We start from the raw sequence: 15,665 nt of genomic DNA, 5'->3' as shown, positions 1-15,665 counted from the left end.
GGCCCCCGTGGCAAGGTTGACTGCAACCCCGGCCGAAGACCCTAAATAGGACGCCATATTCTCGCCGGCACCGCCATAGAGTGTGTCCCCACCGGCACCACCGCGGAGAATGTCGTCGCCGCCATTGCCCCAGAGCTTATCGGCACCGCCATTGCCATAAAGCACGTTGTCACCGGCGTCGCCGCCGAGCAGATCGGCGAAATTCGACCCGAACAGGTCCGTGATCTGGTACAGCAGGTCGCCCTGGGCATCCCCGCCTTCAGCGGCCCCCGTGGCGAGATTGACCGCCACCCCGGCCGAAGACCCGACATAGGAGGCCGCGTTGTAGCCGGCGCCGCCATAGAGCGAGTCCGCGCCGGCGCCCCCGTTGAGGATGTCATCGCCGTCGTTGCCCCACAGCTTGTCGGCGCCGTCATTGCCATAGAGGACGTTGTCACCGGCGTCGCCGCCGAGCAGATCGGCGAAATCCGAGCCGATCAGATTCGCGATCTGGAGCAGCACGTCACCCTGCGCGTCCCCGCCTTCGGCGGCGCCCGTGGCGAGGTTGACGGCGACCCCGGCCAAGGACCAGGCGTAGAAGGCCGCATTGTAGCCGGCCCCGCCGTCGAGCGTGTCCGCCCCGGCGCCCCCGGTCAGCACATCGTCACCACCGCCGCCCATGAGCCTGTCGTTTCCATCCAGCCCATACAGCCAGTTGTCATCACTGTTGCCGGTCAGCGTGTCGTTCCAGTCGCTCCCTTCGAGATCCTCGATCCCGATCAGCGTGTCGCCCTGCGCCTCCCCGCCGGAGGCGGAGTGGCTGGCTAGGTTGACGGCCACCCCCGCAGCGGAGGTGTAGTAGGAGGCGAGGTCGATGCCGTCGCCGCCATCCAGGACATCGGCACCGGCGCCGCCGATCAACAGATCGTTGCCGCCGAGTCCCGACAGACGATCATTGCCATCCAGCCCGTCCAGCCGATTGTCGCCGGCGTCGCCGACCAGCACGTCATCGGATTTGGTCCCCGCAACCATATTCCCCCTCCGCAAAAGAAAAGACTATTTTCAGAAAATTGCCAACAACACGACAGACTCCGCCCCTGAGCGGACGCTGATTAGGACAAGAAGCTTGGGGGAAACGGGAGAAGAGCGCAAGAGCGCGCAATCGGCACACGGCCCCAACTGCAGACGGCCGCCCGGGGCATGCGCCCGGGGCGATCACAAGCGGCGGCGCCTAACGCCGGTCAGAACGGATAGGCGTCGCCGGTCGGCAGCTGGTTCACGGCCAGGGGCAGGTTCTGGGCGGGCTTGCAGGTCACCGCGCGCCGCCAGCTCGGCGCCGCCGCGGTGGCGTAGGAGCCCACGGGCTGCGGGCCCGGGGATTCGGCCGAGACCGGATTCGGGCCGGTCGGCACGCTGATCGTCTCATAGGACGGCACGCGCTGCGGCTGCGGGCCGGCCGCCACCGGCGTCGCCGCGAACGGAATGTAGGTGTCGTCCGACTGATCCTCGATCGACGGCCCCGCCGCGGCGCGGCGCGCCGCCTTGCGGTCGCGCTTCGAGGACACGGGGGCCATCGCCACGACCTGGCCCGGCAGCCGGGCCGATGCGGCGGCCGGCGCGGCGACGGGGACCGCCGCCGGCGTCAGCGCCACCGGCTGGCCCGGGGCCGCCGCTTCCTGCGGATAGCAGTTCGGCACCGGCAGGCACTGGAACGTCGCCCCCTTGCGGCCGTCGACCACGTCCTCGGCCTTGAAAACGGCCAAGCGGTTGATCTGGGCGCATTGCGAATTGGCATAAATGGCGGCCTGATCCGCACTGTTGATGAAACCCGCATAGTCGACGCGAGTCTCCTTCGGCGTCACCGGGTCGATCCCGCAGCCCGAGACGGCGAGAACGGCGGCGAAAAGCGCAGCGCCACGAAGCATCGAATACCCTCGATCTGAAAGCCCCTCGGCGTCACCCTAGCACGGACACGCAACGAGGCGGAGACGAGAACGGTGTCTTCCATCAAAGATGGGACGGCGACGGCTTGGAGCACGCCTTTCGGCCGAGACCGGAGACGAGAACGGCGCCTTTCGGCGCCGTCGGTCGGTCAATCGTCGCGATGGGTGCGTTCCAGCCGCTCGTGACGCTCCTGCGCCTCGAGGCTGAGCGTCACGGTCGGCCGCGCCTCCAGCCGCTTGACGCCGATCGGCTCGCCCGTCTCCTCGCAGAAGCCGTAGGAGCCGTCCTCGATCCGCCGCATCGCGGAGTCGATCTTGGACAGGAGCTTGCGCTCACGGTCGCGGATCCTGAGCTCGAGCGAGCGGTCGGTCTCGGCGGAGGCCCGATCGGTCAGATCCGGCTCCTGGATGCCGCCATCCTGCAGGCTGTTCAGGGTCGCGTTGGATTCGGCGAGGAGGTCGGCCCGCCACTTCAGAAGCTTGCGCCGGAAGTACTCCACCATCATCGGATTCATGAAGTCTTCATCATCCGACGGTCGATAATCCGGGGGCAGAAGCATCGCTGTCATCGCAACAACCACTCACTCTCTGACGTGCCGGCCTTCTTCCGAGCCTGGGCGGCGCGGAGTATAGGGAGACGCAGGATCGGAAACAATCGAAACGATGAGCGGGCCGTACATTGCAACCCGCTGATTTTGTTGCATTTTAAAGACGACACAAGACCCGACAATCCCCGGCGCCGCTTCGCTTCGCGGCATCAGGGCGCCGCAGCGCCGGCCCGGACGGACGGCAGATTGCGGCATGCGGCGCCCTGATAGCGCCGAACGGGGCGGGAACGCAAGGGGATCAGAGTGTGGCGGGAATCCGATCCGCTATGCGTGCGGCGAGAGGGTCGCCCCGGCCGCCCCGCTTTCATCCCTCCATCAGCGCAATCCAGCCCCAATCCCACCGCCTTCTGAGCCCGCGACACCATCGAATTGAGGGGAGACCATGAGCCTGGAACCAAGCGGTCGCGAACGCCCTTCGATGCAGGGCCCGGCCGGACGACGCCGTGGAATGCTGCTGCCGATCCTGCTGGCCGGGGCCATGGCCGGTTGCACCCCGAGGACAGAGCTGTCGTCGCCCTCACCGCCCGGCATGGCCCGGAAGGACCGGATGGCCGAATTGCTCTTCGTCCCCATTCCCCAGGGATGGGTCCTGGCCAATCGCGGCACGACGCCGGAGATGATCCTGTCCGAATATGTTCCCGCCGGCCAGACCGTGGACCGGTGGTCCGACATGATCACGGTGATGACCATTGACCGCCAAGCCGCGCCTTCGCTGGCGGTGCTGGTGCAGAGGCTGGATCAGAGGTTCCGATCCGGAGCCGGATGCGCCGTGGCGCCGCTCGTGGAACCGCCCACGTTCCGATCCGATGGTCCCTATCCTTTCGCCGTCCAGGCGGTCATCTGCGGCCGGACCGAAAATGGGGGCATGGGCGAGTACATGGCGCACCGGGTGATCGAGGGCCGTGATGCCTATTACGACGTCCAGCGCTCCTGGCGCCTCCCGCCGGCGACGAGCGCGAATCTGCCGGTCACGGCGAAGATGCGCGACGAGGCCATCGGGCTTTTGCAGGCTGTCGGCGTCTGCGACAACCGCCTGCCGGATCGCAAATGCTAGACTGGTCCGCGGCCGTCTGTTCCGCGGGAACACCGGTCCCGGCCTCCGGTCCCGGACGCCTTGGAAAAGCCGATCTGCCGCGCCACGATGGGACGGAATCCACATCCGGAGCCGATCGTGACCGCCCGCCTCTCCGCCCTCTTGATCGGGCTCGCCGCCCTCCTCGCCCCGCTCGCCGCCGCCCAGGCGAATGATTCGACGGCGGAGCTGGCTGCCGGCGGCCTGGTGCTGACCAGGACCGACGACATCGAGATGCGGTCGGAGGACCTGTTCGTCTCGGCCAAGGAGATCCGGGTCACCTACCACTTCTTCAACCGGTCGGTCCGGGACAAGACCGTGACCGTCGCCTTCCCGATGCCGGACGTGACGCTGGACTTCATCGACGGCATGACCGCGGTGCCGCATCCCGGCGCCGAGAACTTCCTCGACTTCTCGACCAAGGCGGATGGCAAGCCGGTCACCACCCAGGTCGAGGTCAAGGCCTTCGCCGACGACGTCGACCAGACGGCGCTGCTGCGCAAGCTGGGCGTGCCGCTGTATCCGGATATCGACTATGACGGCCTGACCGCCCTGCCGAAGGCCCGGCGGGACGAGCTGATCAAGCTCGGCCTCGCGACCATCAACGAGTTCGACGCCGGCAAGGGCTGGGAGCAGCATGTGGTCCCGACCTGGACGGTCAAGACCACCTATCATTTCGAGCAGACCTTCCCGGCCGGGCGCGAGGTGGTGATCGAGCACCGCTACACGCCGGCCACCGGCAGCGGCGTCGGCACCAGCCTGGCCTATCCCGACACCGCGCCCGACAGCGGCTACAAGGAGACCATCCGCAAATACTGCGTCGACAAGGGCTTCCTGGCGGCGATCGAGCGGGCCCGGGTCGCCGCCAAGGCGGAGTTCGCGCCGTTCGGCGACCAGCGCGTCTCCTACATCCTGAAGACCGGGGCGAACTGGGCCGGGCCGATCAAGGATTTCCGGCTGGTGGTCGACAAGGGCGATCCGCGCAACCTCGTCACCTTCTGCGGCGACGGGCTGAAGAAGATCTCGCCGACCCAGTTCGAGATGCGGAAGACCGACTTCACCCCGACCGCCGACCTCGACGTGCTGATCCTGACGCCGATGGGCAACCAGTAAGGCCCGAAGAGGCTAGAGCCGCCAGAGCGCGCTGCGCCGCTCCAGCATCTTCCGCCGCTGCTCGGCCGGCAGCTTCGGCATGATCTCGAGCGCCGTCCCCTCCACCACGTCGCGCAGCTCCTGGAACTTGTCGCGCATCGCCGCCAGCCCCGCGGCCGCCTTGGCGGGGTCGTAGGGGTCGGCTGAGAGCGCCTCGTTCGACGCCGTCCGCAGCTGGCGCAGCTCCTTCCAGATCGCGTCCGCCTGGGCCCGGCGCTGGTCGAGCAGATGGCCCAGCGTGGTGCGGTCGGGCTCCGGCAGGGTCGCCACGGCCTCGGCCAGGGCCGACGGGTCGGAGGATCGCGAATCCGACCGCCACCACCAGGTGCCGATCACGCCCAGCAGAAGAAGGTTCAGCGCGAGCGAGGCGACCAGGGCCCAGCGCCAAGAGCTAGCCCGCATGCCTCACACTCCCTGTGCCCTGCGTCGCCTTGCGGCGAGGCGGATGCGGGGGCGGGACGCGAAAAGCGTAGCGGCACTACGGTCGAGCGGCCCGCCCCCGCAGGCGCCCGTCGCAAGACGACCCTTCGGGCCGTCGCCAGAGACCGGCAGGGTGCGTCGCCGCGCTTGCCCGATGCGCTGCATCGCGCCGCGCGCGGCTCCTGCCCTGCCGGTCTCTGGCGACGGCGCAGGGTACAGGGAGTGTGAGGCATGCGGGCTAACAGTCACGGCGTTCCTCCGAAGGGCGACGCATCGTCGGCCAGGGCATAGCCCAGGCCCGACGACCAATCGTCGTCGCTGGCCTGCACTGTCGGCACCATCGCGCCCAGATACACGCCCACCACCAGCGCGGCGGCGAAGGCGATCGCCGGCCGCCACGACAGAATCTCGGAAATCCAGCGGCGCGGCCGCGGCGCGGCGTCGAGGATGCGCCCCAGCAGCGCCGCCGAGGGCGGCGCCACCCGCAGGTCGTTGAGGATCGAGGCCACCGCCCGGGCGTCGGCCATGGCGGATCGCGCCTCGGCCGAGGCCGCCAGCAGCGCCTCCGCGCCATCCTGATCGGCGGCCGGCCACCGGTCGATCACCGGGCCGTGCCGGTCGAGCAGATCGAGGAATCGATCGAGCGTCATCTCGGCCATGTCACACCTCTCCCATCAGATCGGCCCGTTCCGCCGCCAAAGCCTGGCGGAGAGCGCGCCGGCCGCGCGCCAGCAGCGATTCGACCGCTTCGACCCCGACCCCCAGCGCCTCGCCGATCTCGCGATTGCCCTGGCCCTCGTAGTGGCTGAGCAGGATGGCGGCGCGCTGCCGCTCGGGCAGCTGGGCCAGGGCGTCGGCGACCCGGCGCGAGACCCGGGCCCGCTGCAGCGCGGCCTCGGCCCCGGCGGCGGGGTCCGGCGGCTCGGGCACCGCGTCGAGCGCGACGGAAGGCTGCCGCCGCAACCGGTCGATCGACCGGTTGTAGGTGACGCGGGTGAGCCAGGTCGAGACCGTGGCGCTGCCGTCCGGCCGCCAGCGCCCGGCCTCCTTCCACAGGGCCAGGAACGCGTCCTGGGCCACGTCCTCGGCGTCGGCGCGGCTGCCCAGCATGCGCTGGGCGAAGGCGAGCAGACGCCCGAGATGCCGGTCGACCAGGCGGCGGCAGGCGGCGGCGTCTCCCGCCGCCACCGCCGCCACCAGGGCATCGTCGCTCTCGGCCACGCTTCAGTTGCGGTGGGTCTTGAGGTCATCGATCGACAGTTCACCCGTCTTGGCGGTGTCGCGGCGGTCGAAGCGGGCCAGGGCCGGCGCCTCGAATTCAGCCGCGGTCACCTTGCCGTCCTTGTCGGCGTCGAGCTTGTCGAAACGCTGTTCCAGGCGGGGGCGGATCTGCGCGATCATGGCGTCGACATACTGCTCCTTGGTCAGCGCCCCGTCACCCGCCGTGTCGAGCTTGTTGAACTGCGCCTCCGACCAGGCCTGGACCTCCGTCCGCTCGATCTTGCCGTCCTTGTTGGTGTCGAGCTGCCGGAAGAAGCCGCCGCGCCAGCCGCCCTGGGGAGCCCCTTCCTGGGCCGCCGCGATGACGGTGCCGCCGATGAGGGCGACCAGCGCGGACCCGACAATCCACTTCGTCTTCATGATGCTCTCGACCTTGCGCACCGCCATGGGTGCCTGATGTCCCCTACACGACGCACTGCGCCGCTTCCGTCGCAACTCAGACTCGCAGGCGCTTGCGCGACCCCGGGACTTGGCCCACCTCTTGGGGCAGATGCCGATCCGCAACCGGGCGATGCCATGGCCGACTACACCTTCCTGGACCGCGACGTCCTGCGCCTGACGGGCGAGGACCGCGCCGCCTTCCTGCAGGGGCTGGTCTCCAACGACATGCGGAAGGTGGCGCCGGACCGCGCCGTCTTCGCCGCCTTCCTGACGCCGCAGGGCAAGTATCTGCACGACTTCCACGTGGTCGCGCTGGGCGATGCCTGGCTGATCGACTGCGAGGCCGGGCGCGGCGCCGACCTGTTCCGGCGGCTGCGCATGTACAAGCTGCGCTCGAAGGTCGAGCTGGCCGACGTCACCGGCGACTGGGCGGTGGCGGCGATCCCGGGCGAAGCCGGAAATGCCGCGCTCGGCCTGCCGGACGAGCCGGGGGCCGCGCGCGCCCTGACCGACGGCGTGGTGCATGTCGACGCTCGTTCGGCGGCGCTCGGCGCCCGGGCGCTGCTGCCCAAGGCCACCGCCAAGGCCACGCTGGAGGGCCTCGGCCTGGTCGAGACCGGCCCCGAGGCCTGGGACCGGCTGCGCCTGACCCTGGGCGTGCCCGACGGCACCCGCGACCTGGTGCCCGACAAGACGGTGCTGCTGGAGGCGAACTACGATTCGCTGAACGCCATCGCCTGGGACAAGGGCTGCTACATGGGGCAGGAGCTGACCGCCCGCACCCGCTATCGCGGCCTGCTGAAGAAGCGGCTGGCGCCGGTGCATCTGGACGGGCCGGCGCCGGAGCCCGGCACGCCGATCCTGCGCGACGGCCGCGAGGCCGGCGAGATGCGGTCCAGCCGCGACGGCATCGGCCTGGCGCTGCTGCGGCTGGAGGTGCTGGAGGGCGATGCCGGTCCGCTGCTGGCCGGCGAGACCGCGATTCGCCCTGCGGCAGCAGCCGGAAAAGCTGCCTGATCCCCTCCCCGCGCTGGCGACTCACCCCGGCGGCATGGTTTCCTATCCCGAACGCGGCGCATTTCTGCCGCGAGGGGAGGCAATCATGCGCATCTTTGCTGTCATCGGCCTGCTGCTGTGGGCCGCCACCGCCAGCGCTGCCGAGCCGGCGCTGGACCTGACCATCGGCGGCGAGAGCCGCCATTTCACCCGCGACCAGCTGCTGGCCCGGCCGGATGCCGCGACGATCGAGGTGGCGAAGGACGCCATCTACGGCCGCGCCATGACCTATCGCGCGGTGCCGCTGGCCGCCCTGATCGCCGGCCTGACGCCGCCGCCCGGCACGGTGATCGAGGCGATCGCGACCGACGGCTACGCGGCGCAGCTGCCGGTCGACCTGATTCTCAACACCGACCCGAAGCTGGTGATCGCCTGGGTGGCGATCGAGCCGGCGGATGCCCCGTGGCCCAAGCTGCCGGAGAAGACGGTCAGCGCCGGCACCTTCTACCTGGTCTGGACCGGCGACCAGGCGGCGACGGTGCGCAGCGAGCAGTGGCCGTATCAGATGGCTAAGCTGGACACCCAGCCCTCCCCCGCCGCCCGCTGGCCGGAGCTGGCGGTCGATCCCGCCCTGCCGGCGGCCGACCCGATCCGCAGCGGCCAGACGCTGTTCGTCACCCAATGCCTGGTCTGCCACAAGTTCAGCGGTGCCGGCTCGGCCGATGTCGGGCCCGACCTGAACCGGCCGATGAACCCGACCCAGTACCTGACCCCGGCCGCCCTGCATGCGCTGATCCGCGACCCGGCCTCGGTGCGCGACTGGCCGGACCGCAAGATGCAGGGCTTCACGCCCGAGCAAATGAGCGACCGCGAGATCGATCAGGTCATTGCGTATCTGAAGCATATGGCCGGGCGAAAGGGCTAAAGGGCCCCTTCCCCGTTTCCGCCGCCCCCGGATCTGCTCTAGGGTCGCGCCAACGAATTCCGGAGGAGTCTTCCCGTGAGCACGCTCGATCAGGTCCTGTCGGCGATCGACGCCGGCCTCGAGTCCAGCCTCGACCGGCTGATGGCGTTCCTGCGCCTGCAGAGCATCTCGACCGATCCCGCCTACAAGGACCAGTGCCGCGCCGCCGCCGAATGGCTGGCGGCCGACCTGGCCGATGCCGGCATCGCCGCCGAGGTGCGGCCGACCACCGGCCACCCGATGGTGGTCGGCCACGCCGTCGCCGCCGGCCCCGGCCCCGAGGTGCTGTTCTACGGCCATTACGACGTGCAGCCGGTCGACCCGCTGGATCTCTGGCACGCCCCGCCCTTCGAGCCGCGGATCGAGACCGGGGCCGACGGCGTCAAGCGCATCCGCGCCCGCGGCGCGTCGGATGACAAGGGCCAGCTGATGACCTTCGTCGAGGCCTGCCGCGCCTGGAAGACCGTGACCGGGTCGCTGCCGCTGCCCATCACCGTGTTCTTCGAGGGCGAGGAGGAATCGGGCAGCCCGAGCCTGAACCCGTTCCTGGAGGCCAACCGCGAGGAGCTGTCGAAGGACCTGGCCCTGATCTGCGACACCGGCATGTGGGACCCGAAGACGCCGGCGATCACCACCAGCCTGCGCGGCATGGTCTATGAGCAGGTGACGATCACCGCGGCCAACCGCGACCTGCATTCCGGCATCTATGGCGGCTCCGCCCGCAACCCGATCCATGTGCTGACCCGGATCCTGGCCGATCTGCGCGACGATGACGGCCGCATCACCGTGCCCGGCTTCTATGACGGCGTGCCCGAGGTGCCGACCCAGCTGAAGGCGCAATGGCAGTCGATGGGCTTCGACGAGGCGGAGTCCCTGGCCCAGATCGGCCTGTCGATCCCCGCCGGCGAGCGCGGCCGGCCGGCGCTGGAGCGGCTGTGGGCGCGGCCGACCTGCGACGTCAACGGCATCTGGGGCGGCTATACCGGCGAGGGCGCCAAGACGGTGATCCCGGCCAAGGCCTTCGCCAAGGTGTCGTTCCGGCTGGTCGGCGACCAGGATCCGACCAAGATCCGCGACGCCTTCCACGACTTCGTCAGGTCCCGCCTGCCGGCCGACTGCTCGGCCGAGTTCTGGTCGCGCGACGGCAGCCCGGCCCTGTCGCTGGCGATCGACAGCCCGGCCTTGACCCGCGCCCGCGCGGCGCTGCAGGACGAATGGGGCCGGCCGGCGATGCTGATCGGCTCCGGCGGCTCGATCCCGGTGGTCGGCTCGTTCAAGACCATCCTGGGCATGGATTCGGTGATGGTCGGCTTCAGCCTGGACGACGATCAGATCCACAGCCCGAACGAGAAATACGACCTGACCAGCTTCCACAAGGGCATCCGCTCCTGGGCGCGGATCCTGGCGGCGCTGGCGGAGAGGTAAGACTTCGGCAGCAGGTCGATAGTCTCTTGTTGTCATCCTCGGGCTTGACCCGAGGATCCAGGGGCGGCCAGAGCGGCTCTCGGTGGCCCGGGATTGCCGGGTCAAGCCCGGCAATGACAGCGAGAGAGGCGGTGGGTAGCTTTCGTCATCCCAGATGGAAGCTCGCCATCACGGCGATGCGGCCGCGGTCGCTCGGGTGGCGGTCGCCGCCGCGGCGCATGTGGCGCAGCCGTCGCAGCTCCGCCACGCCCCGGCCGCGCAGATGGTCGAGCATCGCGGCATTGCTGGAAGGGACGGTGATGGTCGCCGGCCCCTCCGGCCCGGATGCGGACAGGGCGGCCACCAGGGCCGCGCCGATCGCCTGCGTCTCCGCCAGCACCGGCCCGATCCGGTCCGGCTGGCGCAGCCCGTAGCCGACCACCCGCCCGCCGTCGCGACAGATCACCGCGCCGCCGGGATGCTCGCGGAACAGGGCGCGGATGCCGCTGGTCCGGTCGGCGCCGAACACGCCGGAATCGTAGGCGATGACGGCCGGCAGGTCGGCTTCCGTCAGTGCCGCCATTCCGGGCACCGGCGGCGCCTCGACCGGCGCCCGCGCCTCCAGCACCACCGACTGGTCGACATCGACGAAGCCGAGTTTCTCGTAGAGCGGCGCCCCGGCGACCGAGGCGTCGAGCAGGATCACCCGGTCGGGCGGCACCGGGGCCAGCGCCGCCTCGACGATGCGGCGGCCGAAGCCCCGCCCCTGCATCGCCGGGTCGGTGCCGACGATGCCGAGATAGGCCACGCGGCCGTAATCGACCACCGCCGCCGCGGCGCGCAGCGCGCCCTCCGCCTCCAGCACATGGACCGCCGCATCGGCCATGCCGGCCAGGCGCCGGACGGTCGGGCCGAAGCGCGCATGGCCGTAGGCGGCGGCCAGCAGCGCCTCCAGCTCCGCCTCCTCCCCCGGGCGCAGCGGGCGAATGATCGGGCCGTCGATCCGGGCCGCCTGGGGAGAGGGGAACGCGCCGGACGACATGGGCTGGCCTCGCTGCTGGGGAACGAAACGCCAGCTTCGCCGCTTTCCCGCGCCGGACGGAAGGGGCCGCGGCGATGCCCTGCCATGAGCGATTGTCGGGCCGTGCGGCGCGAGGCTTGCGATCCCCGCGCCCTCCGTTTATTTTCAAAGAATGGCCTTTGATAACAATCTTTCCCGGGAGCCCGCGACGGCGGCGGAGCGGCTGCTCCTGCTGCTGAAGACGCGCGGCGGCCAGAGCGCCGCGGCGCTCGGCGCCGCGCTCGGCACCACCGGGGAGGCGGCGCGGCAGCAGCTGGTCAAGCTGGCCGAGGCCGGGCTGGTGGACTCGGCGCCGCAGCGCGCCGGGGTCGGCCGTCCGGTCCAGCTCTGGTCCCTCACCGCCGCCGGCCATGCCCGCTTCCCGGACGGCCATGCCGAGATGGTGGCCGGGCTGATCGCCGGCGTCCGGCGCGAGCTGGGCGAAGCGGCGCTGGACCGGCTGATCGCCGCGCGCGAGGCCGAGACCCTGGCCCGCTATGCCGAGGCGACGGCGGAGGCCGCGACGCTGCGCGACCGGGTCGCCGCCCTGGCTGGCCTTCGCACCCGCGAGGGCTACATGGCTGGGTGGGAGGAAGACGAAAACGGCTTCCTTCTGGTCGAGAATCATTGTCCGATCTGCGCCGCGGCGGCGGCCTGCCAGGGCTTCTGCCGTTCCGAGCTCGACTTGTTCCGCCGCGTGCTCGGGCCGGAGGCCCGGGTGGAGCGCATGGAGCACATCCAGGCGGGGGCGCGCCGTTGCGCCTACCGCATCCGTCCACAACCAAGCCGATCAGAAAGTGAGCACCATCATGGCGTTTGAACTTCCCCCGCTGCCCTACTCGCAGAACGCCCTCGCCGAGCGCGGCATGTGCCAGGAGACGCTGGAGCTGCACCACGGCAAGCACCACCAGGCCTATGTCACGGCGCTGAACGGCTTCGTCGAGAAGGACGATTCGCTGAAGGGCAAGTCGCTCGAGGAGATCGTCACCTTCGCCTACGGCAAGGACAACCTGGCCCCGGTGTTCAACAATGCCGGCCAGCATTGGAACCACATCCTGTTCTGGCAGAACCTGTCGCCGAACGGCGGCGGCATCCCGGGCGCGCTGGAGAAGAAGATCACCGAGGATCTCGGCGGCGTGCAGGCCTTCAAGGACGCCTTCAAGGCGGCGGCGGTCGGCCAGTTCGGCTCCGGCTGGGCCTGGCTGGTGCTGGGCAAGGACGGCAAGCTGAAGGTCACCAAGACCCCGAACGGCTCCAACCCGCTCGCCACCGGCGAGGGCAAGGTGCTGCTCGGCCTCGACGTTTGGGAGCACAGCTACTACCTGGACTTCCGCAACCGCCGTCCGGACTACACCCAGAACTTCCTCGACAAGCTCGCCAATTACGAGTTCGCCGAGGCCCAGCTCAAGGCCGCCTGATGCCGACCCGCCCGCCGGTCCAGCGGATCGGCGGGCGCCCTTCTCCGACGGCCCTCAGGGACAGATCTTGGTCGCGCGCACCTCGCTTCGCTACAACCCGGACCCGCGGCACCCGCCGGCGGTGCCCCGCGACCGGTTCGTCGAGGCGCTGACGCGCCTGACCGCGACCATCTGCGTGGTCGGGGCGGTCGAGCCGGACGGCACCCGGCACGGCCGCACCGCCACCGCGGTGATGTCGCTGGCTGCCGACCCGCCGACCATGCTGGTGTCGATCGACCGCAGCAGCGCCATGGCCGGGGTGATCGAGGCCACCGAGGGCTTCTCCGTCGCCATGCTGGCGGAGCATCAGGACGAGGTCGCCGACGCCTTCGCCGGCAAGCTGCCGATCCCCCGCTCCGAGCGCTTCACCCGCGGCAGCTGGTCCGCCTGGCCCTCCGGCCGGCCGAAGCTGGACGACGCGGTCGCCGTGGTCGACTGCCACCTGATCGGCCTGACCGAGGTGTCGACCCACATCCTGTTCGTCGGCCTGGTCACCGAGGTCGAGACCCGCGACGCCTCTCCCCTGCTCTGGAGCCTGCGCCGCTACGCCGGCGTCGCCGCCCGCCCGGCCCCGACGCCGGGGACCGACGAGGACTGAGCCGCCCTAATGCTCGTGCCCGTCGTCACCGGGCAGGTCCAGCTTGAACGCCTCCTTCAGCTCCGCGATCTGGCCCGGCGACAGCAGCCGCGGATTCAGGCCGCGCAGCAGCAGGTGCAGCTTCGCCGTCTCCTCCAGCTCCTCGGTCGCGTAGACTGCGGCTTCCAGGCTCTCCCCCGCCACCACCGGGCCGTGATTGGCCAGCAGGACGGAGGAATACCGCCCCGCCAGGCCGCGGATGGCGTCGGCCACCGCCGGGTCGCCCGGCCGGTAATAGGGCACCAGCGCCGTCGCCCCGACCCGCATCAGGTAATAGGCGGTCAGCGGCGGCAGCACCGCCTTGGGATCGATGCCCGGCAGCATCGACACCGCCACCGAATGGGTCGAGTGCAGATGCACGATGGCCCGGGCCGAGCCGCGCGTCTCGTAGAGGGCGCCGTGCAGCGGGATCTCCTTGGTCGGCTTGTCGCCCGACAGCAGCCGCCCTTCGGCGTCGAGCCGGGACAACCGCGCCGGGTCGAGGAAGCCGAGCGAGGCGTTGGTCGGCGTCACCAGCCAGCCGCCATCGTCCAGCCGCAGGCTGATATTGCCGGAGGAGCCGGGGGTCAGCCCGCGCTCGAACAGCGAGCGGCCGAAGCGGCAGATGTCGTCGCGCAGCCGGGTCTCGTCCATGGGTCCCTCCTTCCGATCGCGTCAGGCGGTGGCGCCCGGCACCAGCTCGAAGCCGAGATCGACCACCGTGGCCGGCCCGCGGCCGCAGACCAGCCGCGCCCCTTCCTCCCCCATCCGCACCCGGGGCGAGCGGATGGTGGAGAGCGGCTGCGGCAGCGCCTGGGCCAGGTCGAGCCCGTTGAAGCCGAACAGGGCGACTTGGTCGGGCACGGCGATGCCGCGCGCCAGGCACAGGAAGCAGCCGCCCATCGCCATGTCGTCATTGGAGAAATAGACCGCGTCGACCCGGTCGTCGCGGTCGAGGATGCGGGCCAGCCCCTCCCGCCCCGAGGCGGCAGAGGACCGGCCCGGCATCAGCTCGGTCGCGACCAGGGCGGCGGCGCTCTCCGACAGCGCCTCGCGGAAGCCCTCGAAGCGTTTGGCCGCCCGCCGGTCCTGGCCGAGATCGTGGCCGACATAGGCCAGGCGGCGGTAGCCGCGCTCGATCAGGTGGCGGGCGCTGGCCCGGCCGGCCGCGCGATTCGACAGGCCGACGACGATGTCGAGCCCGGCGCCGTCGAGGTCCATCAGCTCCGCCACCCGGATGCCGGCATGGGCCAGCATCGCCCGGCTGCGGTCGGTATGCTCCAGCCCGGTGACGATCAGCCCGGCCGGGCGCCAGGCCAGCATCGCCTCGATCAGCCCCTCCTCCCGCGCCGGATCGTAGTTGGTGACGCCGACCACCGACCGGAAGCCGGCCGCGTCCAGCACCGCCTCCGCCCCGCGCAGCACGTCGGGAAAGACGATGTTGGCCAGGGACGGGATGATCACCCCGACCAGGTTCGACCCGGCGGAGGACAGGGTGCCCGCGACCTTGTTCGGCACATAGCCGAGGCGCCTCACGATCTCCATCACCCGGTCGCGCGTCTCCCCCGCCACCGGCCCGCCGCGCAGCACCCGCGACACGGTGATCTTGCTGACCCCGGCGGCGCGGGCGATGTCCACCAGCGTGATGCCCTTGGGGTCCGATCGCCGCGTCCGCGCCATCAGGCCCTTGCCTTCCCGGCCCGGAGGGGCAGAGTCATTTTCGAGGACGGGATCCGTGCCGGCACCATGGGTCTTTCCTGCGGCGGATCCGGAACCCGGATCGCCCGTTATCGCAACGTTGATATCGATACCATAATCCATGCTGGAACGGCACGGCAGTCAGTTTCTGCCTTCTCGATTGTGTCGTACGGGCATATGATATCGGTATCAGCACCATTGACGCGCCGGCGGGCCGGCTTCGCCCTCCGGGCGGCAGGCCCGATGGGCCGAACGAGGAGACTCGGGATGCAGGATGGAAAGACGGCCCGCGCCGCCGTGATCGGGCTGGGCTCGATGGGTCTGGGCATGGCCCTGTCGCTGCGCCGCGCCGGCTTCGCGGTCGCCGGCTGCGATCTGTCCGCCGCCGCGGTCGAGCGCCTGGTCGCCGCCGGCGGCACCGGCGCCGCCACCCCGGCCGAGGCGGCAGCGGGCGCCGACATCGTCGTCTCCGTCGTGGTCAACGCGGCCCAGACCGAGTCGGTGCTGTTCGGTGAGTCCGGCTGTGCCGCGGCGATGCCGCAGGGCGCGGTCTTCGTCTCCTCCGCCACCATGGCGCCGGAGGCGGCGCGGGCCATGGCCGAGCGGCTGGAGGCCACCGGCCGGCACTATTTCG

Annotated in this window: 19 protein-coding genes; 9 read left to right on the top strand and 10 right to left on the bottom strand. The window is 70.5% G+C overall.

The genetic code is table 11. The features are described 5' to 3' along the window. The 3 genes from ABDW35_RS16765 to dksA form a co-directional block, all read right to left on the bottom strand. On the bottom strand, positions 1 to 1,011 hold a 1,011-nt coding region (locus tag ABDW35_RS16765; RefSeq protein ID WP_343715025.1), incomplete at its 3' end, for a calcium-binding protein. A gap of 209 nt (positions 1,012 to 1,220) precedes the next feature. Next, positions 1,221 to 1,904, bottom strand: a complete 684-nt coding sequence (locus tag ABDW35_RS16760) for a hypothetical protein (protein ID WP_343715024.1) — start codon at positions 1,902 to 1,904, stop codon at positions 1,221 to 1,223. Positions 1,905 to 2,071: 167 nt separating this feature from the next. Continuing rightward, positions 2,072 to 2,491: an RNA polymerase-binding protein DksA gene (dksA, locus tag ABDW35_RS16755; protein ID WP_343715023.1), complete on the bottom strand. Its 420-nt coding sequence runs from the start codon at positions 2,489 to 2,491 to the stop codon at positions 2,072 to 2,074. 487 nt (positions 2,492 to 2,978) lie between these two features. Here dksA and ABDW35_RS16750 point away from each other — a divergent pair, with 487 nt between their 5' ends. After that, a complete protein-coding gene (locus tag ABDW35_RS16750) occupies positions 2,979 to 3,584 on the top strand; it encodes a hypothetical protein (RefSeq protein ID WP_343715022.1) in 606 nt (201 codons plus the stop codon). 117 nt (positions 3,585 to 3,701) lie between these two features. Beyond that, positions 3,702 to 4,715 carry a DUF4424 domain-containing protein gene (locus ABDW35_RS16745; protein WP_343715021.1) on the top strand — a complete coding sequence of 338 codons (1,014 nt, stop codon included), beginning with the start codon at positions 3,702 to 3,704 and terminating at the stop codon, positions 4,713 to 4,715. 12 nt (positions 4,716 to 4,727) lie between these two features. Here the strand turns inward: ABDW35_RS16745 and ABDW35_RS16740 are convergent, their stop codons facing one another. The 4 genes from ABDW35_RS16740 to ABDW35_RS16725 form a co-directional block, all read right to left on the bottom strand. Then, positions 4,728 to 5,156, bottom strand: a complete 429-nt coding sequence (locus tag ABDW35_RS16740; RefSeq protein WP_343715020.1) for a periplasmic heavy metal sensor — start codon at positions 5,154 to 5,156, stop codon at positions 4,728 to 4,730. 263 nt (positions 5,157 to 5,419) lie between these two features. Then, on the bottom strand, positions 5,420 to 5,833 hold the full coding sequence (locus tag ABDW35_RS16735) for a hypothetical protein (RefSeq protein ID WP_343715019.1): 414 nt from the start codon (positions 5,831 to 5,833) through the stop codon (positions 5,420 to 5,422). Between the two features lies 1 nt (position 5,834). Beyond that, positions 5,835 to 6,395, bottom strand: a complete 561-nt coding sequence (locus tag ABDW35_RS16730) for an RNA polymerase sigma factor (RefSeq protein ID WP_343715018.1) — start codon at positions 6,393 to 6,395, stop codon at positions 5,835 to 5,837. 3 nt (positions 6,396 to 6,398) lie between these two features. Beyond that, positions 6,399 to 6,842 (bottom strand): hypothetical protein, encoded by a 444-nt coding sequence (locus ABDW35_RS16725; protein ID WP_343715017.1) that lies wholly within the window; start codon positions 6,840 to 6,842, stop codon positions 6,399 to 6,401. 129 nt (positions 6,843 to 6,971) lie between these two features. Between ABDW35_RS16725 and ABDW35_RS16720 the strand changes: the two genes are divergently transcribed. The 3 genes from ABDW35_RS16720 (at position 6,972) to ABDW35_RS16710 (ending at position 10,221) form a co-directional block, all read left to right on the top strand. After that, positions 6,972 to 7,853, top strand: coding sequence for a folate-binding protein (locus ABDW35_RS16720; RefSeq protein ID WP_343715016.1), 882 nt, complete (start codon positions 6,972 to 6,974; stop codon positions 7,851 to 7,853). An 85-nt stretch (positions 7,854 to 7,938) separates the two neighbouring features. Then, positions 7,939 to 8,757 (top strand): c-type cytochrome, encoded by an 819-nt coding sequence (locus tag ABDW35_RS16715; protein ID WP_343715015.1) that lies wholly within the window; start codon positions 7,939 to 7,941, stop codon positions 8,755 to 8,757. A 75-nt stretch (positions 8,758 to 8,832) separates the two neighbouring features. Beyond that, positions 8,833 to 10,221, top strand: a complete 1,389-nt coding sequence (locus tag ABDW35_RS16710) for a dipeptidase (RefSeq protein WP_343715014.1) — start codon at positions 8,833 to 8,835, stop codon at positions 10,219 to 10,221. 145 nt (positions 10,222 to 10,366) lie between these two features. Here ABDW35_RS16710 and ABDW35_RS16705 read toward each other — a convergent pair whose 3' ends face one another. Continuing rightward, a complete protein-coding gene (locus ABDW35_RS16705) occupies positions 10,367 to 11,242 on the bottom strand; it encodes a GNAT family N-acetyltransferase (protein ID WP_343715013.1) in 876 nt (291 codons plus the stop codon). A gap of 151 nt (positions 11,243 to 11,393) precedes the next feature. Here ABDW35_RS16705 and ABDW35_RS16700 point away from each other — a divergent pair, with 151 nt between their 5' ends. From ABDW35_RS16700 to ABDW35_RS16690, 3 genes are all read left to right on the top strand, one after another. Beyond that, entirely contained in the window at positions 11,394 to 12,080 is a 687-nt protein-coding gene (locus tag ABDW35_RS16700; protein WP_343715012.1) for a MarR family transcriptional regulator, read from the top strand. Further along, on the top strand, positions 12,070 to 12,678 hold the full coding sequence (locus ABDW35_RS16695) for a superoxide dismutase (protein WP_343715011.1): 609 nt from the start codon (positions 12,070 to 12,072) through the stop codon (positions 12,676 to 12,678). Before ABDW35_RS16700 ends, ABDW35_RS16695 begins: the two co-directional genes overlap by 11 nt. Positions 12,679 to 12,745: 67 nt before the next feature. Then, complete coding sequence (locus ABDW35_RS16690) at positions 12,746 to 13,315, top strand: flavin reductase family protein (RefSeq protein WP_343715010.1); 570 nt, start codon at positions 12,746 to 12,748, stop codon at positions 13,313 to 13,315. Positions 13,316 to 13,321: 6 nt separating this feature from the next. On the opposite strand, the gene ABDW35_RS16685 is transcribed toward ABDW35_RS16690, so the two are convergent. Both ABDW35_RS16685 and ABDW35_RS16680 read right to left on the bottom strand, forming a co-directional pair. Then, entirely contained in the window at positions 13,322 to 13,987 is a 666-nt protein-coding gene (locus tag ABDW35_RS16685) for an aldolase (protein WP_343715009.1), read from the bottom strand. A 21-nt stretch (positions 13,988 to 14,008) separates the two neighbouring features. Further along, the gene (locus ABDW35_RS16680) at positions 14,009 to 15,013 is read right to left on the bottom strand and encodes a LacI family DNA-binding transcriptional regulator (protein ID WP_343715008.1); all 1,005 of its coding nucleotides are present in this window, start codon (positions 15,011 to 15,013) and stop codon (positions 14,009 to 14,011) included. Between the two features lie 285 nt (positions 15,014 to 15,298). Between ABDW35_RS16680 and ABDW35_RS16675 the strand changes: the two genes are divergently transcribed. After that, positions 15,299 to 15,665 (top strand): NAD(P)-binding domain-containing protein (locus ABDW35_RS16675; RefSeq protein WP_343715007.1); only part of this gene is annotated, 367 nt, incomplete at its 3' end.

The organism is Inquilinus sp. (assembly GCF_039594555.1).
Classification (GTDB): domain Bacteria; phylum Pseudomonadota; class Alphaproteobacteria; order DSM-16000; family Inquilinaceae; genus Inquilinus.
Note: the sequence above shows the minus strand (reverse complement) of the source record. Positions and strands in the feature narration are given on the sequence as shown.